General features: G+C 71.6%; 18 protein-coding genes and 1 pseudogene. 7 read left to right on the plus strand and 12 right to left on the minus strand.

The window, feature by feature from the left end:
- The first annotated feature begins 26 nt into the window (after window positions 1-26).
- Window positions 27-3,032 carry an AfsR/SARP family transcriptional regulator gene (locus FGW37_RS32190; RefSeq protein WP_246430886.1) on the plus strand — a complete coding sequence of 1,002 codons (3,006 nt, stop codon included), beginning with the start codon at window positions 27-29 and terminating at the stop codon, window positions 3,030-3,032.
- A gap of 34 nt (window positions 3,033-3,066) precedes the next feature.
- Here FGW37_RS32190 and FGW37_RS32195 read toward each other — a convergent pair whose 3' ends face one another.
- Window positions 3,067-3,402, minus strand: coding sequence for a thioredoxin family protein (locus FGW37_RS32195; RefSeq protein WP_179084306.1), 336 nt, complete (start codon window positions 3,400-3,402; stop codon window positions 3,067-3,069).
- 209 nt (window positions 3,403-3,611) lie between these two features.
- Window positions 3,612-4,916, minus strand: coding sequence for a YhgE/Pip domain-containing protein (locus FGW37_RS32200; protein ID WP_179084307.1), 1,305 nt, complete (start codon window positions 4,914-4,916; stop codon window positions 3,612-3,614).
- 134 nt (window positions 4,917-5,050) lie between these two features.
- Between FGW37_RS32200 and FGW37_RS32205 the strand changes: the two genes are divergently transcribed.
- From FGW37_RS32205 to FGW37_RS32220, 4 genes are all read left to right on the plus strand, one after another.
- Window positions 5,051-5,725 carry a MerR family transcriptional regulator gene (locus FGW37_RS32205; protein ID WP_179084308.1) on the plus strand — a complete coding sequence of 225 codons (675 nt, stop codon included), beginning with the start codon at window positions 5,051-5,053 and terminating at the stop codon, window positions 5,723-5,725.
- Between the two features lie 109 nt (window positions 5,726-5,834).
- Window positions 5,835-6,413, plus strand: a complete 579-nt coding sequence (locus FGW37_RS32210; protein ID WP_179084309.1) for an SDR family NAD(P)-dependent oxidoreductase — start codon at window positions 5,835-5,837, stop codon at window positions 6,411-6,413.
- Window positions 6,414-6,513: 100 nt separating this feature from the next.
- On the plus strand, window positions 6,514-7,221 hold the full coding sequence (gene ubiG / locus FGW37_RS32215) for a bifunctional 2-polyprenyl-6-hydroxyphenol methylase/3-demethylubiquinol 3-O-methyltransferase UbiG (RefSeq protein ID WP_179084310.1): 708 nt from the start codon (window positions 6,514-6,516) through the stop codon (window positions 7,219-7,221).
- Window positions 7,222-7,356: 135 nt separating this feature from the next.
- On the plus strand, window positions 7,357-9,033 hold the full coding sequence (locus FGW37_RS32220; RefSeq protein WP_246430678.1) for a purine-cytosine permease family protein: 1,677 nt from the start codon (window positions 7,357-7,359) through the stop codon (window positions 9,031-9,033).
- Between the two features lie 11 nt (window positions 9,034-9,044).
- Here the strand turns inward: FGW37_RS32220 and FGW37_RS32225 are convergent, their stop codons facing one another.
- The gene (locus FGW37_RS32225; RefSeq protein ID WP_246430679.1) at window positions 9,045-10,076 is read right to left on the minus strand and encodes a methyltransferase; all 1,032 of its coding nucleotides are present in this window, start codon (window positions 10,074-10,076) and stop codon (window positions 9,045-9,047) included.
- A gap of 257 nt (window positions 10,077-10,333) precedes the next feature.
- Here FGW37_RS32225 and FGW37_RS32230 point away from each other — a divergent pair, with 257 nt between their 5' ends.
- Window positions 10,334-11,743, plus strand: a complete 1,410-nt coding sequence (locus tag FGW37_RS32230; RefSeq protein ID WP_179084311.1) for a Dyp-type peroxidase — start codon at window positions 10,334-10,336, stop codon at window positions 11,741-11,743.
- A 40-nt stretch (window positions 11,744-11,783) separates the two neighbouring features.
- On the opposite strand, the gene FGW37_RS32235 is transcribed toward FGW37_RS32230, so the two are convergent.
- The 3 genes from FGW37_RS32235 to FGW37_RS32245 are packed head-to-tail and all read right to left on the minus strand — an operon-like array spanning window position 11,784 to window position 17,226.
- Complete coding sequence (locus FGW37_RS32235) at window positions 11,784-12,887, minus strand: alpha/beta fold hydrolase (RefSeq protein WP_218650624.1); 1,104 nt, start codon at window positions 12,885-12,887, stop codon at window positions 11,784-11,786.
- The gene (locus FGW37_RS32240; protein ID WP_179084312.1) at window positions 12,884-14,755 is read right to left on the minus strand and encodes a hypothetical protein; all 1,872 of its coding nucleotides are present in this window, start codon (window positions 14,753-14,755) and stop codon (window positions 12,884-12,886) included. The genes FGW37_RS32235 and FGW37_RS32240 overlap by 4 nt, the downstream gene beginning before the upstream one ends.
- Entirely contained in the window at window positions 14,752-17,226 is a 2,475-nt protein-coding gene (locus tag FGW37_RS32245; protein WP_179084313.1) for a GMC oxidoreductase, read from the minus strand. The genes FGW37_RS32240 and FGW37_RS32245 overlap by 4 nt, the downstream gene beginning before the upstream one ends.
- A 329-nt stretch (window positions 17,227-17,555) precedes the next feature.
- Here FGW37_RS32245 and FGW37_RS32250 point away from each other — a divergent pair, with 329 nt between their 5' ends.
- The gene (locus FGW37_RS32250) at window positions 17,556-17,954 is read left to right on the plus strand and encodes a hypothetical protein (protein WP_179084314.1); all 399 of its coding nucleotides are present in this window, start codon (window positions 17,556-17,558) and stop codon (window positions 17,952-17,954) included.
- A 99-nt stretch (window positions 17,955-18,053) separates the two neighbouring features.
- Here FGW37_RS32250 and FGW37_RS34295 read toward each other — a convergent pair.
- From FGW37_RS34295 to FGW37_RS32275, 6 genes and pseudogenes are all read right to left on the minus strand, one after another.
- Window positions 18,054-18,695, minus strand: a pseudogene (locus tag FGW37_RS34295) (LysR family transcriptional regulator).
- 470 nt (window positions 18,696-19,165) lie between these two features.
- Window positions 19,166-19,528, minus strand: coding sequence for a hypothetical protein (locus FGW37_RS32260; RefSeq protein WP_179084315.1), 363 nt, complete (start codon window positions 19,526-19,528; stop codon window positions 19,166-19,168).
- Window positions 19,529-19,767: 239 nt separating this feature from the next.
- Entirely contained in the window at window positions 19,768-20,676 is a 909-nt protein-coding gene (locus FGW37_RS32265; protein ID WP_179084316.1) for an NmrA family NAD(P)-binding protein, read from the minus strand.
- Between the two features lie 195 nt (window positions 20,677-20,871).
- Window positions 20,872-22,191, minus strand: coding sequence for a lipase family protein (locus tag FGW37_RS32270; protein WP_246430682.1), 1,320 nt, complete (start codon window positions 22,189-22,191; stop codon window positions 20,872-20,874).
- The gene (locus tag FGW37_RS33705; RefSeq protein ID WP_246430683.1) at window positions 22,188-22,475 is read right to left on the minus strand and encodes a hypothetical protein; all 288 of its coding nucleotides are present in this window, start codon (window positions 22,473-22,475) and stop codon (window positions 22,188-22,190) included. Before FGW37_RS33705 ends, FGW37_RS32270 begins: the two co-directional genes overlap by 4 nt.
- A 250-nt stretch (window positions 22,476-22,725) precedes the next feature.
- The gene (locus tag FGW37_RS32275; protein WP_246430684.1) at window positions 22,726-23,310 is read right to left on the minus strand and encodes a hypothetical protein; all 585 of its coding nucleotides are present in this window, start codon (window positions 23,308-23,310) and stop codon (window positions 22,726-22,728) included.
- Between the last annotated feature and the right edge of the window lie 176 nt (window positions 23,311-23,486).

A 23,486-nucleotide genomic window follows, 5' to 3' on the forward strand; every position in this document is an offset into this window, starting at 1 on the left:
ACCTCTCCTTCGACGGTACGGCCGCCCTGCATCCGAATCCGACTCCGGTGACACGCAGGCCTACGGGTGCGCTCCGGTTCGCGGTGCTGGGGCCCGTGCGGGTCTGGCGCGGTGAGGAACCTCTGCCCACCGGATCCCCGCAACAGCGTGCGCTGCTCGCCACCCTGCTGCTGCGCGGCGGCCGCACCGCCACTGCACCGGAGCTGGTGGACGCCCTCTGGGGGGACGAGCCCCCGGACGCGGCCCTGGCCGCCCTCCGTACCTACGCCTCCCGGCTCCGCAAGGTCCTCGGCCCCGATGCCGACGCCCTCGTCAGCGAGTCCGGTGGGTACGCGCTGCGCATCGGGGAAGCGCGGTTCGACGTCGACGTCGCGACACGGCATGAAGCCGAAGCGCAAGAGGCACTCGCAGGCGGGCGACGCGCGCAGGCGCTCGCCCACGTGGACCGCGCCCTCGGTGTCTTCGACGGCGAACCACTGGCCGGCCTGCCCGGTCCGTACGCCGACAGCCAGCGCGTCCGGCTCGAGGAGTGGAGGCTGTCGCTCATCGAGACCCGCATCGGGCTGCACCTCGATCTCGGCCGGCACGCCGAGGCCGTCTCCGAGCTGACCGCCCAGACCGCCGCCCACCCGCTGCGCGAGCGCCTGCGCGAACTGCTGATGCTCGCGCTCTACCGCAGCGGCCGCCAGGCCGAGGCCCTCGCTGTCTACGCCGACACCCGCCGCCTCCTCGCCGACGAACTCGGCGTCGACCCCGCCCCTGAGCTGTCCGAGCTCCAGCAGCGCATCCTCGCCGCCGACCCCGAGCTGATGGGGGCGAATCCGTCCACGGAAAGGACCTATACGGGTCCGCGTGTTCCCACCCAGCTGCCCGCGGACGTCCCGGACTTCACCGGCCGGTCGGAGCTCGTCGGACCTGTCGTGGAACATCTGGCCGGTGCGGCGGCGAACGTCATGACCACGGTCACGGTCTCCGGCCTCGGCGGGGTCGGGAAGACCACGTTGGCGGTCCACGTCGCCCACGTCGCCCGCCGGCACTTCCCCGACGGGCAGCTCTACGTCGACCTTCACGATGCCGGCCCGGTGTCGGCCGAGCCGGAGGCCGTCCTGGGCTCTTTCCTCCGGGCGCTCGGCACACCGGACTCCGGTATCCCCGACGGGGTGCAGGAGCGTGCCGCGCTCTTCCGCTCCACCCTCGAAGGCCGCCGGGTACTGGTCCTGCTGGACAACGCCCGCGACGCCGCCCAGGTCCGCCCGCTGCTGCCGGGCACCGAGGGCTCCGCCACCATCGTCACCAGCCGGGCCCGCGTGGCCGGAATCGTCGGCAGCCTCGCCGTCGACCTGGAGGTACTCGAACCGGACGAGGCGGTGCGACTGTTCACTCGCATCGTGGGGGAGCAGCGAGTGGACGCCGAGCGGGGTGCCGTACTCGATGTGGTGGCCGCCTGCGGTTTCCTGCCGCTGGCCATCCGGATCGCCGGCTCCCGGCTGGCCGCCCGCCGCACATGGACGGTCTCGACGCTGGCACGGAAACTCGCCGACGAACGCCGCAGGCTGGACGAGCTCCGCTCGGGAGACCTGGCTCTGAGGACGACCTTCGACCTGGGCTACGGGCACCTGGACCCGGAATCGGCCCGGGCCTTCTGCCTGCTCGGCCTGTCGGACGGCAGGGACATCCGGTTGGAGGCGGCGGCCGCGATGCTCGACCGCGGTCTCGGTGAAGTCGAAGAAGTGCTCGAACGGCTTGTCGACACGAGCCTCCTGGAGTCCACGACACCCGGCCGGTACCGGTATCACGACCTGCTGCGGTCGTACGCACGGGAGCGCCCGGACTACGAGGCCGAGCGGGAGGCGGCTCTGCTGCGCCTGTACCGATTCCACCTCGCCTCGGCCCGTACGGCCTACGCCGCCACCCACCCGGGGGACCGGAGCGTGGAGCACCTGTGGGGCACCGAGGGCGAGGGGACGGTCTTCGCCGGGCACAGGGATGCCCTGGACTGGCTCTTCGATGAGGCCGGGAATCTCCTCCCCGTGGTGGAACAGGCCACCGCGCAGTCGTCCGGCGAAGTGCTCCGCTGCGCAGTGGACACCTTGTGGGCGGCCCGTGACCTGGTGGAGTCGGGAGCCTGGGCCCGGTCCTGGATCAGGGCGGCCGATGCACTCGCGACCGCGGCCCAGGAGCGGGGCGAGCCCGTCGTCGAGGGCCGGGCCAGGTGCCTCCTCGGCCAGGCGTTCGTGGTGGAGGGGCGGTTCGAGGAGGCCGGGGCCGAGGCGATGCGGGCCGAGACGCTCAGCCGTACGACCGGGGACCGGCTCGTACACCTGCAGGCACTGACCCTGAGAGGCAACGCCGCTCACATCAGGCGCGCGCACGAAGAGGCCGAGCGGTGCTTCCAGGAGGCCCTGGAGGCGCTCCGGGCCGAGAGCGACTGCGACCGCCACAGCGAGGCGACCGTGCTGGCGAGCCTGGCACGCGTGCACAACGAGACCGGTGCCGACGAGAAGGCTGTCGACGAGGCCCGCCGCAGTGTGCGCATCCTGCGGGAGCTGGGCGCCGTCTCACGGCTGGGCAACGGGCTCTACGTCCTGGGCCTCGTCCTGGGACACGCGGAGCGGGAGGACGAGGGATTCGAGGCGCTGGGCGAGGCGCTCGCCTTGTTCGGCGAGGGACGGCAGTCGTTCTGGGAGGGGATGACGCTCTTCCGCATGGCCGAGAACCGCTTGCTGCGGGGGAGCGCTGCACAGGCCGCGCACCATGCGGAACGGGCGCTTGCCGCCCTGGGCGATGCGGGCGGCGACTGGCGCAGGGGAACGGTCCTCACCCTGCTCGGCAGGGCACTGCGCGACCTCGGGCACGTGGAGCGGGCCCACGCCTGCTGGGAGGAGGCGCTCTCCCTCTTCGACTCCTCGGGCGCCGGCGAGGCTGCGACGGTCAGGGCCTTGCTGGGGGCGGAAACGGCGGAAACGGCGGGAACAGGGGGAACGGCGGGTACGGCGGGCCGGTCACCGAGGGTGCTCCGTCGATCTGGTTGAGCAGAGGCGGACGAGGGGGCGGCGGGGAGCTGCGTCACGCGGTTTCCGCCGTGCCCGCCTTGCGGATCAGCTCCCGCAGCGCTTCCGGACCGGGTGCGACGACTTCGGCGAGCCTGGTGCCGCTGCGAAACGCCATGACGACGGGGACCGGGCCTACGCCCGCCTTCTGGGCGACCTCGTACGCCTCGTCCATGTCCACCGAGCGGAATTCGACGCCGGCGAATTCGGGGAGTCCGGAGAAGCGCTCGAAGACAGGGCCGATCACACGGCAGAGGGAGGCCCATGTCGCGCAGAAGGACACCACCACCGGCTTGTCCTGGCTGATCGTCTCCTCGAACTCGGCCAAGCTCGTCAGCGGTGTGATGGCCATGTCGTTCGTCCCTTCGTGACTCTTCCGGCGTGCATGGAGGGGGACAGCCCGTGTGCATCACCGTTCCACGGGTCCGGTGTTCGTGCATACCGACAGGACGCCGCCCGCGCTCGTTTCGGCGGCGGGCTGACGGGTCCGGCGGGGAATGAAAAAGTGAGCCCCGGGCGAATGACGCCCGGGGCTCACTGTTCATTCTTTGCTGACGCCTTCTAGGCCGCGGCAGTCGCCGCCGCGGTGTCGGCGGACTCGGCCGGGCGGGGGATGCGGTGCAAGCCCTTGCGGTCGTAGAAGCGGGTGACGCCGAAGCCGAAGAGCACGGAGGCGGCCAGGGCGATGCCCATGGAGATCCACGCGCGGGTGAGACCGGCGTCGGCCTGGGCGTCGTAGTAGAGGATGGAGCGCATGCCCCCGGTGATCTGCCGGAGCGGCTCGAACTCCGAGAGCGTGCGGAAGAAGCCGGGCAGCGCCTCGAGCGGCACGGTCGCTCCCGAGGACGGGACGGCCATGGCGATGAAGATGATGGTGGAGACCAGCATGCCGGGCGTGCCGAAGACGGCGAGCATCGCCAGGGCGCTGACGCCGACGACCGCGATCGTGCCCACGGAGTAGAGCCACAGCAGGCCGAGGTGGGAGGCGTCCATGTCGAGGACGCCGACCGTGGCGAGTTCGACGAGGGAGCCCATGACCACGGAGAGGCCGAGCATGAGGACCGTGCCGACGGCCAGCGTGCGGACGCGGCTCGTGTGCCGGACGGGCATGCGCTGACGGAAGGGGCCGAAGTCGGTGTGCACGTAGCCGAGCGCGGTGTCGACCTGGGAGCTGATGGCGTTGGCGCCGAGCACGCCGCAGACGACGAGGACCAGGGCGTAGTAGAAGGCGCTCAGACCCATGGCGCTGTGCGTGCCGAGCGGGTGGCCGTCCGCCACCTCGATGTTCACGGGATCGGTGAGCATCAGCTTGGCCGCCGGGGCGAGCGGGGCCTTCTGGGCGGCGGCCCGCTGGAGGAGGTCCTTGCCGAGCTGGGCGGAGGCGGCGTGGGCCGCCTTCTGGTTCGCCTGGCTGGCCATGGAGGAACCGATGCTGCCGGCGGACTGGTTGGTCAGCACCGTGAGGGTCGGCCGGGTGGCCTCCGCCGGCTTCGGGCTGGTCAGCCCCGCCACCGTGGCGGTGAAGTTCTCCGGGACGACGAGTGCGCCGTAGACCTTGCCCTGGCCGAGCCGCTTGTCGGCCTCCTGCCGACTGACGACCTGCCAGGAGAAGCTGTCGTTGTTCGCGGCGGACTTCTCGATCCCGGCGACGACCTGGTCGCCGAGGTTGAGGTGCTTACCGTTGGTGTCGGCGCCGCGGTCGCTGTTGACCAGCGCGATGGGCAGGTCGCGCAGGTTGCCCTTGGGGTTCACGTTGCCGCCGACGTAGAGCAGGGCGAACAGGATGGAGACCACCGCGACGATGAGGCCTGAACCGATCCACAGCCGCGGGCTGCGGAGTACGGAAGAGGGCTCGGGGGAAGGCATATTCGCTCCGAGTTGTTACCTAGAGTAACTAGATACTGCAGGTATCCAGTAGCTAGATAGTGGCAGTATCTTCCATGAGTGTCCAGTCGTCGCAGCAGGACGCCCGGCCGGCGCACCACCAGCAAGGAAGCTGCATGAAGATCTCGGAGCTCAGCCGCACGACCGGCGTGCCGGTCGCCAGCATCAAGTACTTCCGGCGGCAGGGCCTCCTGCCGGCCGGCAAGGCGACGGCCGCGACGCTGGCCGAGTACGGGCAGGAGCACGTCCAGCGCCTGCGACTGATCAAGGCTCTGACCACCTTGGGCGGGCTCTCCATCGCCGCCACCCGCGACGTCCTCACCGCAGTCGACCAGGCAGACAGCACCGACAGTGCCCTGGGGGCGGTGAGCTACGCCCTGCCGGTCCCCGTCGCGGAATCCCCGGCCGGTGACGCCGACCGGGAGGCGGAGATCGGGGCGGCCGCGGAAGCAGAGGTGGCAGACCTGATCGCGGCCATGGACTGGCAGACGCCCGGCACCTCCCCCCACGTGGAGGCGCTGACGGCGGCGCTGCGAGAGCTCAGGCGACTCGATGCGGGCTATCGGCCCGGCGAACTCCTCGCCTACGCGGAGCTGGCCCGTTCCATCGCCCGTTTGGACCTCGACCGTGCAGCCGCCTTCGACGACGCCCCGGAGGCCCTGGCCGAGCAGGCGGTCATCGTCTTCGCCCTCTCCGCTCCCGTACTCGAACTGCTGCGGCGGCTGGCCCAGGAGGACCAGGTCCGCCGCCGCATCCCGAGCCTCCCGAGTGACGGCCCCCGCACCGAATGAGTGACGGCCTCCCGCACCGCATGACAGCGGCGCACGCCGCTCGGGAGCCTGCGCTCCACGCCGTGCGGGAGACGGACGTCCGTGCAAGCGTGGGGACGGTCCGGAGGACATGGTCGTGGAAGTGGAGGGCGGGCGATGGCCGGCGGGCTTGCAGGGCAGTCCGCGCCGTGACGCCTTCGGCGGCGGCCCGGACGTCCTCGTCAACAATGCCGGTGTCACCCAGGTCGGCCCCGTGAGCGCCATGGCCGAGAGCGACTTCCGCCAGGCCATGGAGACGATGTACTTCGCCCCGCTGCGGCTGGTCCTGGCGGCGCTGCCCGGCATGCGCGAGAGCGGCGGCGGCCGGATCGTGAACGTCAGTTCCATCGGCGGCCGGGTCGCCGCCCCGCATCTGCTGCCTTACGTCGGTGCGAAGTTCGCCGCTGCCGGGCTGTCCGAAGGGCTGCGTGCCGAGCTGGCGGCGGACGGCATCAGCGTCACCTCCGTCTTTCGGTTGCACAGGCCGGCCCCGGCGACGGTGACACGCTGCCTGACACTGGGCGCCCGGCTGCTGCCCACCGCCGGCAGGGCACCGCAGCACAATGTGCCCGGACACAAGGCCGCCTGTACGGCCCGCCCCCGTATCATTCACCGGCTCACCCGGCTCAACGACCGCGCGGCCCGCCGCTTCAACCAGCAGGTCAGCTGAGGACGACGCGCTTTGCGGTTCGCCGAGAGGCACTTCGACCGCGATCTCTCGTTGCTCACGGAGACGATGCCGACCGGTCGCCGGGAACGGGGAGTGCACGATGGGACGAAGTGGCGCAGGAGCCGAGCTCTTCGAGGAGCTGGCCCGTGACTGGTGGGCCGAGGATTCCCCGGCCGCGCCCTTGCGCGCCCTCAACCAACCGAGGTTCGCCTTCTTCGACCGGTACGTCGACGGTGGCTGGACCGGCCAGAGGGTACTGGACGTCGGATGCGGTGGGGGCTTCACCACCGAGTACCTCGCCTCGCGCGGCGCAGCCGCCTCGGGAGTGGACGTTTCCCCGGCCCTGGTGCGCGCCGCCCGGCTGCACGCCGCGGAGTCCGGTCTGGACATCCACTACGCCGTGGGGGCGGGGGAGCGCCTGCCGTTCGCCGACGGATCCTTCTCGGTGGTCACCTGCCTGGACGTGCTCGAACACGTGCCCAGCCCCGGCGAAGTGGTGCGCGAGATCCGTCGCGTACTGGCCCCGGGCGGAGTGTTCCTGTTCGACACGATCAACCGGACCTGGCGCTCCCGCCTGATCATGATCTGGGGACTGGAGCGCGTGCTCCGAGTGATCCCGCGCGGGACGCACGACTGGAACGACTTCATCACCCCGGCCGAGACGACCGGTTACCTCGGCGCTGCCGGGCTCACACCACTGGGCCGGATGGCCGGTCTGTTCGTGGTCGGCCGCCGTCCCGACGGCAGCTTCCGGACCCGCCTGACCCGGGACCTCTCCTGCACCTACCTGGGCGCCGCCCGCCGCTGACCGCAGCAGCTCACCCGGACGTGAACACGGAAACATCGCCTTCACGTTCGAGGCGGCGGCAGGAAATACGCCCTGCCTAGCGTTCCCTGTGGCCGGCTGCCGGCCGTCGCAGCCACTGCACGCCCAGGAGACCGCATGAGTAGTACCGAGCGACGATTGAAGGAACCCGTCGGCCGCGAAGAGTCTCCGCACGCCCCGGCCGACCTCGGGCACGCGGCCCGGGAGACGCTGGAGGACTACACCCTCCGGTTCGCCCCGCGCAGCTACCGCCGCTGGACGCCGATGGTCGTGGCGACCACGGCGATGGGCGGGATCGCGTACCTGGCCGACTTCTCGATCGGCGCCGGCATCGGCCTCACCCACGGCACCGGGAACGCCCTGGCCGCGATCCTCGTCGCCGCCGTGGTCATCTTCGTCACCGGCTTTCCCCTCGCCTACTACGGGGCGCGCTACAACATCGACCTGGACCTGATCACCCGCGGCTCCGGCTTCGGCTACTACGGTTCGGTCCTGACCAGCGTCATCTTCGCCAGCTTCACCTTCATCTTCTTCGCTCTCGAAGGGTCGATCATGGCGCAGGGGCTGAAACTGGGCCTGGGGCTGCCGCTGTGGCTGGGCTATCTGGTCTCGACGTTCATGGTGATCCCCCTGGTCGTCTACGGGATGAAGGCGCTCAGCAAGCTTCAGGTGTGGACGACGCCCGTCTGGTTGCTGCTGATGGTGGGGCCGCTGGTCTATCTGGTGGCCGCCGACCCGGGCACGGTGGACCGCTGGCTGGCCTACGCGGGCACCGACGGCCGGGGAGGGGTGAACACGGCCTCGGTGCTGCTGGGCTCCGGCGTCTGCCTGTCACTGATCGCGCAGATCGGCGAACAGATCGACTACCTGCGCTTCATGCCTCCCCGTACCGGCGCGAACCGCCGCGCCTGGTGGACGGCGGTCGTGGTGGCCGGCCCCGGCTGGGTCGTGCTCGGTGCGCTGAAACAGGCGATAGGAGTCTTCCTCGCCGTATACGTCATCGCCTCCGTGGGGCCGGCGGCCGCGGCCGAGCCCATTCAGCAGTTCAAGGCCGCTTTCGACGCGATGATGCCCTCGTGGCTGGTCGTTCCGCTGGCCGTGGTCCTGGTCGTGATCAGCCAGATCAAGATCAACGTGACGAACGCCTACTCCGGCTCACTGGCGTGGACCAACTCCTTCACCCGGCTGACCGGGCGCTACCCGGGTCGCATGGTGTTCGTCCTGCTCAACCTGGCCTTCGCACTGGCGCTGATGGAGGCCGACATGTTCAGCTTCCTCAACCGCGTCCTGAGCTTCTACTCCAACTGCGCCATCGCCTGGGTCGTCACCGTGGCCACGGACATCATCGTGAACAAGTACTTGCTGAAACTCTCCCCGCACGCACCCGAGTTCCGGCGCGGCATGCTCTACGCCGTCAACCCCGTGGGCACGGTCGCCTTCGTCGCCGCCTCCGGACTGTCGATCGCCATGTACTTCCACGCCCTGGGCGACACGCTCCAGCCCTACTCCCCGGTCGCGGCGGCACTGATCGCCTTCGTCCTCACCCCGCTGATGGCCGTACTGACCAAGGGGCGCTACTACCTGCGCCGCACCACGGACGGCATCGACGAACCACTGCTCGACGCGGACGGCAACCCGAGCGCCACGCTCTACGAGTGCCACGTATGCCGGCAGGAGTTCGAGCGCCCGGACGTGGCCGCCTGCCGCACCCACGACGCCGTGGTCTGCTCCCTGTGCCTGAGCACCGACAGGATCGGCGACCACGTGCTCCCCGCGAGCGGCCGCGCCACGTAGCCGCCGGATGCTCAGGCCGCGGCCGCCTCCACGATCGAGGCGAAGCCGGGCGTGGGCAGGGTGCGGACGTGGCGCAGCCCGGCGCGGGCGAAGAGGGCGTCGAGCTCGGCGGGGGTGCGGGTGCTGCCGCCGAGGGCGGTCATCATCAGCATGTCGAGGTCCTTGCCCGGGTGCGGGGCGTTGCCCGGCGGCGGGACGGCGTCCACGACCAGGACCCGGCCGCCCGGGGCGAGGGCCCTGCGGCAGGAGCGCAGGATGCGGACGCAGTCCTCGTCGCTCCAGTCGGGCAGGACGTGCTTGAGGAGGTGGATGTCGCCCTCCGGAGCGCCGGCGAAGAAGTCCCCGGGCTCGGCCCGCCAGCGCCCCGCCAACTCCGCTGCGGCGAGCAGAGGTTCCCGTACCGCCGCCGCTTGGTCGAAGAGGACGCCCGACAGGCCGGGGTGGCGCAGCAGGACGGCCCGGAGCAGCCCGCCCCGTCCGCCGCCGACGTCCACGACCGTGCCCCGCTCCGGGAAGGGGTACGCGGCGGCGACCACGTCGTCGAGCGGGCCGGAGAAGGCGGCCATCCCGGCGTCGAAGACCTCCCGGGCCGCGCCGTCGGCTGCGAGGTGCTGGAAGAAGGGGGTGCCGAAGACCCTGGGGAAGGCGGACTCCCCGGTGCGTACGGTTTCGGTCAGGTCGGCCGAGGAACGCAGGAACATGTCGTCGGTGAGCAGGAGCACCGTGGAATGCAGCGAGCCGGGAACGTCGGTGCGCAGGGCGTACGCGGCGGGCGTCAGTCCGAACGCGCCCGTCCCGTCCTCCTGGAAGACGCCGCGCGATGCCAGGTGCCGCAGCAGCCGGTGCAGCGTCGGGCCGTCGGTTCCGGTGTCCGCGGCGAGCTCGGCGGCGGTGCGCGGTCCGTCGGCGAGCCGGTCGGCGATCCGGAGCGACGCGGCGGCCCGCAGCGCGGCGGAGTGAAGGAAACCGAAGGTCTCCTCCATCAGCCGCATGGCCGCTGATGCGTCGGGGGCCGAGGAGTGAGGGCTGGACGAAGTCTCCAAGGTGTTCTCCCGGGGGATGATGCCGGCGAGTGCCGGAGGATCACCACCCTTCCAGCCGCCGCCCGGGCCCCGGCACCGCCGCTGTACGGATCTTCGGCTAGGACTTCCGTCCTAAGGCGCGTCCCTAAGGCGCGTCCGGCTCCGGACAAGTCGCGCATCACCGAGATGTCCACCAGGCTGGACACCGGATCCGCATCCGATCCGGATCCGGAGCACCGCGAAGACGCCGGAGTCCAGGCTCGACGGAAGGGGCCGGCATGCCCGTCGATCTCAGCAAGCCGCTGTCGTGGAAGAACGCCACCGGTGATGCCGACACCATGCTGCAGAACCTGCAGGCGAACATCCTGAAGGGCCACGTCCGCGAGCATCTTCACATCCTGCTGGTGCAGTTCGGCAAGGGCTCGGCGGGCGCTGCGGAGGCCCGGGCGTTCCTGACCGGGCTGGTGCCACTGATGAAGTCGGCCAAGGAGCACCTTCAGGAAGTGGAGGGCTTCAAACGGAACGGGTCGAGCGGCGTCTCGAACACCCCCTACGTCGGTGTGGGACTGACGAAGGCCGGCTACGACCGGCTGGGCCTGTCGGACCGGGCCCCCTCCGACGAGGCCTTCGAGAGGGGGATGCGGGACGACCGGACCCGCGGCATGCTGAAGGACCCGGAGATCGCACAGTGGGAGGCCGGCTACCGGGAGGAGATCCACGCCGTCGTCCTGGTCGGCGACGCCGAACCCCGCCCGGCGGACGCCGGGCTCAGGGAGGTCGAGGACCTGCTGACCGGCTCGCTCCGCGTGGTCGGCAGGGAAGTGGGCCGTGGCATGCGCAATGCGAACGGTCACGGGATCGAGCACTTCGGATACGTCGACGGCCGCAGCCAGCCGCTGTTCCTCACCGAGGACCTGGAGGTCGAGCGCCGCGGGACCGACGGAGTCTCCGTATGGGACCCCGCCGAGTCTTTGGCACGCGTCCTGGTCGCGGACCCGGCTGCTCCCGACCCCGCGACCGACTTCGGCAGCTACTTCGTGCTGCGCAAGCTGGAGCAGAACGTCCGGGCGTTCAGGCAGGCGGAGGAAGAGCTCGCCGACGCGTTGAAGCTCGGAGGCAACGACCGCGAACGGGCCGGCGCGATGCTCGTCGGACGTTTCAAGGACGGCACGCCGCTCACACTGCAGGCCACGCCCGGAGCACACAGCCCGGTGATGAACGACTTCACCTACGCCAGCGACGGCGCCGCCGACAAGTGCCCCTTCCAGGCCCACATCCGCAAGACCAACCCGCGCGGGTCCGGTGGCTTCGAGTCGCCGGAGGAAGAGCGCCGCCACCTGATGGCGCGGCGCGGGCAGACCTACGGGGAGCGCGCCGACGGCCCCGGCGGCGATCTGCCCGAGGGCGGCGTCGGACTGCTGTTCATGGCGTTCAACTCCGATCTGGTCGACCAGTTCGAGTTCACGCAGCGCAATTGGGCCAACAGCACCGGCTTCCCGGATCCCGGCACCGAGCCGGCGCCCGGCCTCGACCCGGTCATCGGGCAGGGCGGACGGCCCCCGGCGACGTGGCCGCGGGTCTGGGGCGAGGAGGAGGGCCAGGAGGTCCCTTCCGCCGCGCAGACCGTGACCATGAAGGGCGGCGAGTACTTCTTCATGCCCTCGCTCGCCTTCCTGCGCAGCCTGTGACCGGCGCGCGCCACCTTCGTCAGGCCTTCGGCGTGGACTTTCAGCGCGCGAGCTCCTCGAGGATGAGCGGGTAGGTCTCGGTCGCCGCGCGGCGACCGAGGAAGACATCGAGGTGGCCGTAGCCGGGCAGGACGTGCAGGCTGTCGCGGCCGGGGCGGTGGCGCTGCAGGAAGTCGAAGGTGCGCTGCTGGCTGTCGGCCAGGAAGCACCGGTTGTCCCGGCCGGCGATGAGGACGAAGCGCGCGTCCGTGCGCGGTGCCTGGGCGACGAACGACGCCGGCAGCGTCTCGACGGCGCCGGTCGGTACGAGGTGGCCTGCCTGGATGCAGCGGTTCATCTGGGCGAAGAACGTCATCGGGACCTCGGCGAACTCGCCGCGGATCCACTCGTGCGTCGCCTGGTCGAGGTTGGCGTGGGACCACAGGGCCGGCCGGCCGCTGCCGTAGGTGAAGCTGACCATGCGGCAGACCGAGTTGCGGCACTCCGGGTGGGTGGCGCGCACGCCCCAGACCATCAGCCGGGGGACGACGCCCTCGGGGCGGTCGCCCCAGGCGGGCGAGAGGTAGGGGGTCACGCGGCTGATCAGCGGCGCCAGGTAGCCGATCTTGAAGGTCGACAGGCGGGGGACGACGGGGTGCAGCGAGACGGCGTTGCAGACCACGGTGTCCACCTCGGGGAGCAGCCCGGCGGCCAGGGCCATGGCGAACGACGTCGAGCCCTGGCAGTGCACGACGGCCTTGAGCCGGTCGGCGCCCGTGGCGCCGAGCACGTGGGCGACCGCGGCGGGGTGGTCGTAGGCAGCGGCCTGGTCGAGGGTCCAGGGCACCGGGTCGAGGTCGATCGACGCGCGCCAGTTGAGCAGCCACACGTCCCAGCCGTCGTCGAGCAGGGCGTCGACGAAGGTGCGCGGCAGCGGCGGGCGGAAGAGTTCGGCGCGTACGCCCGCGCCGTGGACGACGATGACGGGGCCGCGGGTGGGCGGGTGGCGGCCCTGGACGTGGACGAGCGTGAGGGGCCGGCCGTCCAGTGCGGTCAGCGGCTGCACCTCGGTGACGTGGTCCCGGCGCGTGGTGGGCCGGGTGCGCCGGGTCGGCCGGTTCGGCCGCGGTGAGCCGGCCGGTGAGCCGGTCGGTGTGCCGGTCATGGTGGCTTCGCCTCCCGGGCGATCACGACGGGATCCTCGATCGGCCGTACGGGCGGCAGACGGTCGGGCACCGGGCGCTTGCCGCCGGCAGGGTCGTCCTCCAGGTGCCAGTCGCGGCAGATGCCGTCGAGCATCAGCGCGTGGAGGGTGAGGTCGCCGTCGGGTGCGATGTGCAGGCGCAGGAATCCCTTGTGGTCCTCGATGGACTGGCCCGACATCTGCCATTCGGCGACCGTGCCGTGGCGCGCCCGGAGCACCCACAGGGCGAAGGCCTCGGAACCCGCGGTCGCACCGGCGGCCCCGGCGAGCAGGAGGCACAGCAGCAGGACGGTCCACCCGGGCCAGGAGGACGGGAACGGCAGGGCGACGGCGGCGACCAGGACCCCGAGCGCGACCACGCCCTGCAGCAGGGCGGCGACCGCCGGCCCTGGGGGAGCCGCCGACCGGGCGAGGGAGGCGGTCTCGTGCCTGCGCTTGCGGACCAGCCGGGCGAGCCAGGGCAGTGCGATCAGCGCCGCCACGACGGCCACGAGCACTGCGGCGAAGCGGAGGGCGTCCTCCCAGCCTGCGGTACGCACGGCGTCGTCGGGCCGGATCGTGCCGCGGGCGAGTGCGAACACGAAGCTGACGATCAGGAAGAGGACGGCGTGCACGCCTGCGGCCAGTGCGCCGAAGCCCGGGTTGCGCCGGGGCGGCCAGCCGCGCGACCACGGAAAGGCGATGCGCCGGGCGATGCGGCGGGACTCCTCGGCCGCGGGGCAGGTGTGCTGTGCGAGGGCGAAGCCGACCGGTGGGCTGTCCTTCTCCCGCAGGTGGGACTCGCGGGGCGGCAGCGGCAGGGCCGCGGGCAGGCCGTGCGTGGAGGTCAGGTAGGCGCCGCCCAGTCCGCACGTGACGAGCTGGCGTCTGCGCGGGTCGGGCGGCAGCGCGCCGGGGCCGGGAGGGTCGGTGGGCAGCCGTTCGGCGTAACGGGCGTAGTGGTGTTTGTCGCCGGTCAGCCACAGCCGGACGGCGGCGCCCGTCGGCTCCCGTGCCCCCGTCTCCCGGTCGGTGACCCGGGTCCGCACGATGTTGCGGTCGAACCAGTGCAGGGAGTTGAAGGCGTCCGCGTCCTCCTGGGCGCTCTCGACCCAGGCGGGGGTCGCGGAGCACACGATCACTCCGTCGCCCGGCCCGAGGCGGGAGGAGAGATGGGTCTCGAAGTAGCGCAGCTGGGGGTCGTCGATGTAGGCGCCGAGCTGGCTGTCGAGGCCGACGAGCCACCAGCGCCCGGGCAGCCGGACGACGAAGTAGCTGCGGGTCTGGCGGGTGCGCCAGCCGCCGATGTCGCGCCGCTGGGCGAAGATGCGCAGGAAGGCGGTGAGGCCGTCGTACCAGTCGTGGTTGCCGGGGAGGGCGACCATGAGCGGGCGGTCTTCCGCCGTCGGCAGGGCGGCGCGGAAAGGGCCCTTCATCCGGTTCTCGTAGGCGGTGGCCGACGCCACGGGGTACACCTCGTCGCCGCCGAGGACGAGCAGGGAGCCGCGCGGCAGCCGGGCCGGTGCGCTGCCGGGACGTTCGACGTCCGCCTCCTGCGCCGCCATGGTCCAGGCGACCGTGCCGGTGGCGTCGAAGCCGTCGCCGAGGTCGGCGGCGTAGTCGATCCAGATCTCCTGTGCGCCGGGGTCGCCGAGGGGCGCCTGCAAGGGCTCGGAGTCGAGGGCTCCTTGGATCTCCCGCTTGTCCAGGTAACCGGCGAGGGTGAGGGCCAGGACGACCTTGCCGGCGGTGCGGGCCAGCTCGTGGGGTGCCAGCCAGCGCACCTGTTCCTGCGGGACGAAGGGCAGCTGGAGCTCCTCGGCGTGCTTGCGCAGCTCACGGGACTTCATGGCGGCTCCCCGGGCGGCGGCCGCAGGCGGGAGCCGTAGACGTCCCACAACTCGCCCAGGTACAGGCGGCCGAAGCGTTCCAGTGCGCGTGCGGGATGCGGGCCGGTGGCGCGGAACGTCGTCAGCTGCTGGACGAAGTCCGCGGGACGGACGGTGATCACGCCCGCGCCGAGCACCGGCGCGGTGGCGTCGCCGTCCGGCTGTACGTGCCCGGCGAGCAGGCGGACGTAGAGGGTGGTGGTGTCGGGCCAGACGTCGGTGCCGGGGTCGTCGTGGATGTCCTTGCGGCCGACGAGCGTGAGCGGGCTGCCGCCGGGGGCGCGCAGGTGCAGGCGGTAGAGCATGCATCGCCGGGTCGGGTCGTCGCCGCGGGCGAAGAGGTTGAACCAGCCGTGCTCGACCGGCAGGCGACCGCCGAGAACGTCGCAGTCCGCGTGGCCCGCGACGGTGGCCGGGTGGGCCGGGTCGTCGACGAAGCGGTCGACGTCGTGGGCGGTGACGGTGAGCCGGAACGCCAGCCGCTGCTTGCGCTGCCGGCCCAGGTCCCGCCCCTGTTCGGGGTCGTCGACGTCGAGTGCCGCGTGGCCCTTCATCTCCTCGGTGAAGGAGAGGCCGGTCGGCCGCTCACCGCCGGCGGGCGCGGGCTGGGGGATCTCTTCGACGGTCATGCCGGGCGGTACGAACGCTTCGGGAGGCAGGTCGGCGGGCGCCGCGGTGGGCACGCCGGCGGGCACTTCCGCGGCCGGGTGCGCGCCGGGGCCCTGCTCGAGGATGCGGTCGCAGGCGCGGTCGGCGAACGCGGCGATCGTCAGGGAGGGGTTGGCGCCCACCGGGCCGGGCAGTGCGGCGCCGTCGAGGACGTACAGGCCCGGGAGGCCGAAGACTTCGCCGAAGGAGTCGCAGACGCCTTCGGCGCGGTGGCGGCCCATCGGGGCGCCGCCCAGCGGATGTACGGTGATCACCCGGTGGGACCACCACAAGGGGTTGTCGCGGAACTCCGCGCCCAGCTCCTCGCCCAGGTCGCGCATGACCGACCGGACGCGCTCGAAGTAGCGCAGCGAGGTCTGCGTGGTCCAGTCGATGTCGAGGTAGCCGCGGCGCAGGCTCATCCGGCCGTCGGGCACGTCGCGGCCCATGCCGAGGAGCGGCAGCGAGGAGTCGGAGAACTCGGCCGGCCCCAGCAGCAGGGACAGCCGGCGGCTGATGTTGCTCTGCGGGTCGTGCCCCAGCCGCGCCCGCAGCCGGTGCAGGGCGAAGGCGAGCGCGCGGCGGGTGCTTCCGGGCATCTGCGCCGCCTCGCTGAGCCAGTCGGCGAAGGCGGGGTAGCCCGCGTCCTGGATGTAGAAGCCGCGCCCCGACGAGCCGTCCTCGTCGAGCTCGTCGCCGACGCGGACGGCGCTCGTGATGACCGTCCCGGTGCTGCTCTGTAGCCGGCGCGGCCCGGGCGCGCCGGTGGCGTCGCGGCCGGTGGCGTGGAGCAGCAGTCCGAGCAGGTCGCCGTTGCCGCAGAACCGGGTGCCCAGGGTGCTGCTGATGCCGCGCAGTGCGGCGCGGTTGCGCAGCAGCAGGTACGTCGAGCCGAAGGTGCCGGCCGCGAGCACCAGCCGGCGGCAGGCGATCCGGTGGACGGGGAGCTTGTCGGTGGCGGTGGGACGGCCTTCGCGGCCGGGCTCGTGGACGACGTAGCGGACCTCGTAGCCGCCGCCCGGGCGGGGTGCGAAGCCGCGCACCTCGCAGCGGGTGCGGATGTCGGCGCCGTGGTGCCGGGCGGCCGACAGGTAGGTGTGGTCGAGGGTGTTCTTGGAGCCGAAGTTGCAGCCGACGTCGCATTCGCCGCACATGCGGCAGGTGCTGCGCGGCAGGCCGTGGAGGTTGCCGTAGGAGGGTTCGGCGATCTGTGCGCCGGGGACGGGTGCCGCGCCGGGGCGGGGAGCGAAGGAGACCGCGAGCGGCGGCCGCCACACGGGCAGGCCGAGACGGCCTGCGGCCTCGTGCATCGCGACGGTCTTGGGTGTGTCGGTGTAGGGGTACGGCGTGGCGCCCAGCATGTCCTCGACCCGGTCGTAGTGCGCGTCGAGGTCGCATCGGCTCAGCGGCCAGTTCTCGTAACCGCCGCCCGGCAGCGGTGACTCGTGCACGAACCAGCGTTCGTCCTTGCGCAGCAGGACGTTGGCGTAGATGAGCGAGCCGCCGCCCAGGCCGCTGGAGACGATGCCTTCGAGGCCGCGGAAGGACCAGATGTCGAAGAGGCCGTGCATGCCCGCGCTCGGGTCCCAGAAGTTGCGGGACATGCCGGCCGGGGTGCGGGGAAAACTGCCGGGCGGGTAGGGCTTGCCCCGCTCCAGCACCACCACGGACCGGCCGCCCTCGGCGAGGCGGCACGCGCTGACCGAACCCCCGAAGCCCGAGCCGACCACCACAACGTCGGCGGTCTCCACGGCGGGTGGACTCGGGAACCGGTCGTTCGTCATCGGCGCTCCCCTGACGGGGCTCCTCTGAAAGGCCTGCGGCAACGTGAAGGGCCTCTAGGGCCATCTTCGCGCCGGGGGAACAACCGGGCAAATCGTGGTGGGAGTCCCTTGGTCCCTGTGCGGTCGGTCCCCCTTAGGCCGCCGGGCCTTCCGGGCGACACCGGGTGACAGCTGCTTCCCATGGTGCTCAATGGCTGTAAGCGAACTGTTCCGTGGGCAGGTCCAGGCCTACTCTTCGGGGTGCTCGTGATCGGCAACAGTTCGTCAGTTCCCCGGTTCCGGAGCAGTGGCCCGGCTGCTGCTCCGTCGGCGAAAGGAAAGCGACAGCCATGGAGCGCTCACGCAAGACCACCCGTATGCGGCGCACCGCCCTCGCGGCGGGACTGTTCATCGCCGTGTCGGCGTCCCTCGGCACGGTGACCCAGGCCTCCGCCCAGACCTCGGCCGCCTCCGGTGCGACGGCGGCCCCTGCCGACTGCCCGAAGTACTACTTCTGCGGCTACAAGGACGCGAACTTCAAGCGGATCGCCTTCAAGTTCAAGGACTGTTACGTCCAGGAGATCCCGGACGGCCTGAACAGCGGCGGCTCCTGGTACAACAACCAGTCCGACGGCACTAGAGCGAAGATGCTCAACAAGCAGAAAGTGGTCATCTACACCACGCCCGGCGCGCCCTCCTCGGACGCGCACGGCGACTGGGGCCCCGTCTGGTACGTAGACGCTTGCTGACCACTTGCTGACCGCTTGACGCGGGGGAGCCGAGGCGGGCGGCACGCAGCCGGGACGGTGGTCCGGCGCGGTCCTCGGCGGGGCCGGGCGTCATAGCCTTCACCAGGCAGTCGCCCGAGCCGAGCGGCGTGAGCTGGCGTCGGGCCGGTGCTGGGGACGGCGGCTCGTCGGCGGTTCGGGCAGCCAGTCGTGAGCCGGGTCGTACTCCAGCCACCGGCTCCGGCCGGCTTCTCCCGCGCTGGCGGCGGTGAGGCCGTCCAGCCCCGGGTGTCCGTTTCCGTTGCGCCACAGCAGCGACCAGGCATACAGCGGTGTGGGATCGACCAGCGAGACGGAGCGGAGCCCGGGGACCTCCGGCAGGGGGGCGCGCCCGAAGGCCGCGTCGATGTCTCCGCGCATCAGCGCAGCCGTGACCGACGGCAGGTCCCGCCCGTGCCCCAGCACTAGCTCCCCGGCCCGTCCGGCGACCTGGGCCGCGTCCGTATCGAGGCGTAGAGGTGCCCCCAGACGTCGACGCGCAACGGGCGGTCCTGCCCGGCCGCCGCTGCGACTGCGGCGTCGGTGGCGGCCACGGTCTGCCGGGCCGGTTGGAGGAAACGCCGGCCGGCCTCGTTGAGATGCACCCCGCCTCCGGCGCGCTGGAACAGCGCGATGCCGAGCAGGGTTTCCAGCCGCGCGATCCGCTTGGACAGCGCCTGCTGGGAGATGGCGAGCGTGCCGGCTGCCCGGGCTGAAGTGCAGTTCCTCGGCGGCGCGAACGAAGCGCGGTCCCTTCCGCCTCGACTGGGAGGAACTGCCCCCTCCGGTGAAGGCCGAAGGACATCATGGCCCGGCGCACCGGAGGGGCCGACGCCGCCCGCGAGTTCGCCCGCCGAGTGGATCTCACTGCCCCGGCCCCGCGCATCGCGGCCCCGCTGCTGGTCGTGGACGGAGGCCAGGACGTCATTCCCGTCGTGACGAGCGGCGAGCCGCTGGCCTGTCCGGCACCGTACGGCACGTATATGTGCGTCCCACACGGCGATCACCTCCTTCCCACCGTCGAGGCAGGGCCCGGGCCTCGCTCGCCTCGGTGCCGGAATGGCGACGGGGAGGCCGTCGAAAAGGCAAACGGGCCGTATGGGCTGCCGTGAGAAGTGAATCCGCCCACCGTGCCGGGCGCCGACCGCGGCACGGCAGGCGGAATTCAGGGGACGGGAGGCAATGGTGGCTGCTTACCCCAGTTCGCAGTTCACCCTCGAGCCGCCGTTGACGGAACAGACGTCGATGCCGGCGCCTCCGTCGACGACACCACCGTTGTTGTCCAGGACCATGACGATGTCATTGCCGTTGTCGGCGTTCACGCGACCGCGGTTGACGACCACGGAGATGTTGTCGTTGCCGCCGAGGCCGTTGACGGTGTCGGTGGCGCCGACGAAGGAACACCTGATGGTGTCCGGTCCCGCCGTGCCGTTGATGACCGTTCCGGCCACGAATTCGCCGTTGACCGAGCAGAACGCCGTCGCGGCGGACGCGCCGGAGCGGGGGGCGTCCGCGTGGACGGGGGCGGCCAGCAGCGCGGCGGGGAGGGCTGCCATGGCCGTTACCACGGCAAGTCGGCCGAGCCGATGGCGAGTTGTCGTACGCGCGCGGGCTGAGTTTCTCGTCGTGTCGTCCATGACGAGCACGTTCCCTTCGTGAGAAGGACCTTCCGGCCTCAAGCGGAGCCGGACTCTCCTCGTAAACTTCCGCAAATGCGACACGCGAAAACGATAGGAACGTTACCCGAAAGGGTGAATTGGTGAATTCCCTTCTCCTGGCCATGGCGAAAGTGCCGTCAAGGTGAGGATTCGTCAGCACGATCCACGGCAGGATTTTCCAGCAACGGACGCAGCTGGGCATGAGCCCACCCGCTGAGCCGGGAGGGCGTGGTCGTGAGCAGGTCGCGGGGCTGCTCGGGCACCAGGTCGCGCGATCCGGTGGTCATTCCGACGATGCCGTCCACCGCCGAGGGAGGCAGCCCGGCCGCACGCAGCGCGTCCCGGGTCGCGTCGTCGCTGACGGGGTCGAGCCGGATCGGGTACCCGAGGGCATCGGTGAGGATCTGTGCGACCTGGTTGAAGGTGAGGTCTTCCGGCCCGTGCACGGCCTGCACCACCCGGCCCTGCCAGGTGTCGCTCAGCAACCGGGCCGCGACCACGTCTCCGATGTCACGGGGATCGACCCACGGCATCGGGTGGTCGGGATCGAACGCCGTGGTCAGGACGCCTTGGGAGAGTCCTTCGAGGTCGAACAGGAGGTTGGTGAAGAAGTACGCGCACCGCAGGTGCAGCACATCCGCTCCGGTGGCATCGAGTTGTTCCTCGATCCCGGCCAGGGCGTCGATGTGCCCGACCCCGTGCCGCTTCTCCGCCCCGATACTGCTCAACAACACCACCCGCCCCACATCGCCGACCCGGGCGGCCTCCGCCAACGGCGCCGCGGTCCGCAGCGAGGTCTCGATCGGATCTGCTGTTGTATGTGGAGTGGGATCGACCCAGAAGACGGTCCCCGCTCCCGCCACCGCCTCGCGGACGAATCCGGAGTCCGTCAGGTCACCCCGGCGCACATCGACCCGCGCACGGGTCGCCTCATCCAGGCGGGCCGGGTCACGGACCAGAACGCGGGGACGGACCCCGGCCTGGAGCAGAAGCTGCACCACGCGCGATCCCACGTGTCCCGTCGGTGTGGTGACCACGATGCTCATGGAAACATCCCTTCGTGCCGGTACTGGTCATGTACGGCACCGATCATGCACGGCACTGGTCATGTACCGCACTGGCGTTCCACGAACTCTAGAGCTCCCGCGTGGCCGCAGTCGCTTCACCAGCCAAGCGCACGCCCGCCGCGCTTACGCCCTTGTGGAGCCCGACCGGTCCACCGCCGACGATCAATACCCCGTTCATCCCGGCAGGGTGCGGAAAGGCGTGCACGCACCGGTGGGGCGGCCCCCGTGCTTGTTCAGGAAGTCGAGGATGTCGCACGAGGACCGGCCGAGTACGTCGTCGTGCCCGCTGCCCGGATAGGTGCGTTCGGTGATCTCCGGCGAGCCGAGTGCCCGGAGGTTACGGGCGACCTGCGCCGACCACTGGGCCGGTACGTCGAGGTCGTTGCCGCCCTGGATGATCAGGAGAGGGCTGCGGACCGCGGTGTGGTCGGGGTTGCCGTAGGCGGCCATGGTGCGGCCCAGGGCGGCGAGCCGGGCGGAGTTGAGCGGAATAGCCTGTTCCGAGGGGGTGCGGATGAGACTGGGATGCGGGTCGTTGATGCACTCCTCGAACACCTGCGTGGCCGTGCGCATGGCAGAGGGGCCGAGCAGGCGCGGGAGGTCGACGGACGGGTCGGTGGCGTTCAGCCCGGCGAGCGAGTAGAGGGCGAAGGTGAGTTGCCCGGGGTTGTGTGCGGCGATGACGCCGGGAAGCATCACGTTCAAGTGGCTGGCCGGCGCGATGGCCACGGCACCGCCGAAGCGCAGGTCCGGGGCTCTCTTCGTGGCGTTGGCGGCGAAGATGGAGGCCTGGCCGCCCTGGGAGTGGCCGACGGTGAACCACGTCGGCGCGAGGTCCGGGAGCAGCCGGTGGGCGGCGGTGACGCTGTCGACCACCGCGTTGCCCTGGTCGGCGCCGACCAGGTAGGTGTGCATGCCAGGAGTGCCGAGGCCGGGATAGTCCGTCGCCGTGACCGCGTATCCGGCCTTGAGGAAGGCGCCGATCTCCTGCGCGTAGGCGTTGTAGCCGAGGTTGGCCGCGTGCGAAGGCGCGCATGTGTCGGCGACGCCGGTAGTGCCGTGCGCCCAGGCGACGACGGGCCGGCCGCCGGGCGGTGGCGGACCGGGGGGCACGAGTACGACGCCGCTGACGGGGACGTCCGCGTCGTGGGCGTTTCGCGAGTGGTACAGCACGGTCCAGCGCCGGGCACCTGCGATCCGCGCGTCGGTGCCGTGGTCGTTGGCCGCTATGAGAGTTCCGGGCGCCGCGGGCGGCAGTGGTTGCGGTACTTGGTAGGTACGGCCGGTGATTCCGATGCCGGGCAAGGCCCCTCCGGCGGCACCCGGTCCGGCACCAGGGCCGACGCCGCGCGCCGGCGGCTCGGGGGAGCCGTCGGAGCAGCCCCCGGCGGCGAGCGGCAGAGCGACGCCCAGGGCGATCAGCACGCGCGGCCAGCGTCTCCCGCGGCGCGTCCGCGGTCGGGCTATGTGGGGGTCGGTACTGGATTTGCTCACGACACGCACTCCTCCGGCCTGCGATACGACACGCGACTCAGCGTCGCATCGGGCACAGGGCTGTGCAGGCGGGGCGCGTCCAGGCAGGTGACGTGCGGAGCAGGTGTGCCGGTCCCGGCCTTCGCGGTGCCGAGGAGCACCACCCAGAGGCCGCCGGGGCCGCTGATCAGCCCGACCGGGGTGCTGCCCTGCTCCGCCGGGACGGGGACGTGGCGCGAGGAGACCGCCAGGCCGTGCAGCATCGCGTCGGGGAAGCCGAGCGGGAACGCCTTGACGGCGGTCACCTGCTCGGTGGTGGGGGGGTGGGGGGGCCGGCGCGAGCTTCACCAGCCGGCTGTTCGCCGCCGGATCGCGCCCGGCAGCGGGGCCCTTCCGAGGCTTCCGAGGCTGAGGAGACCCAAGGTCCCGTTGCGGCCGGACGGCGGCGGAACAGGACGGCGCCCCCCCGGCCGTGCGGGCCCGGCGGCGTTGGTGGTCGCCGGGCCCGCGCAGGGGCAACAGCCCGGAGCGTCCGATTCCGGACGTCGGGGTGGTTCAGGCGCGCACGGTGAGCCAGGCGCCGATGCCGCCGCAGCCGGTGCTCATGTACGTGGTGCTGCGGTATCCCGGCGGGATGGGGGAGCCGGGGCAGGTCCAGATGCCGTTGCGGACGAGCTCGTGGAACCAGGCGCCTACGCCGTTGCAGCCGGTGCGCAGGTAGTTGGTCGTGACGTAGCCGGGCGGGATGGGGGAACCGCCGCAGGTCCAGCGCTTGTCGCGGGCGAGCTCGTGGTACCAGGCCCCGATGCCGCTGCAGCCGCTGCGGTCGTACCGGGTGATGACGTAACCGGCCACGATCGGCGAGCCGGAACAGGTCCAGATGCCGTCCTTCACCGGCTGCTGGTACCAGGATCCGCTGCCGTTGCAGCCGGAGCGGTCGTAGGCGGTGATGACCCAGCCGTCCGGAACGGGAGCGCCGGAGCAGGACCACTTCCCCGACGGCCGCCAGTCACCGCTCGCCGCGGCGGCGGCCGTACCGGCCGCGGTGCCGGTGAGCGCAGTCGTGATCAGCGCGATCGCTCCCACCGCGGCAGCGATCCGGCCGCGCGCTGCTGCCGCCTTCGCTCTGAAGTACGCCAAGGGTCTGTCCATACCACGCCCATCCCGTCGTCATGGTCACGTCGTGCCTGTCGAGGGGCAAGAACACTGGAGACCGGGACGAAAGTCAGCCCGTCCGGCACCGAGTGTGAGAAGGGTGTCACTGCGCACGAACCGCGGTCGCGGCGACCCCGGCGTGGTAGGGCGTAGCCGCAGGG

The organism is Streptomyces rectiverticillatus, assembly GCF_013394065.1.
GTDB lineage: Bacteria > Actinomycetota > Actinomycetes > Streptomycetales > Streptomycetaceae > Streptomyces > Streptomyces rectiverticillatus.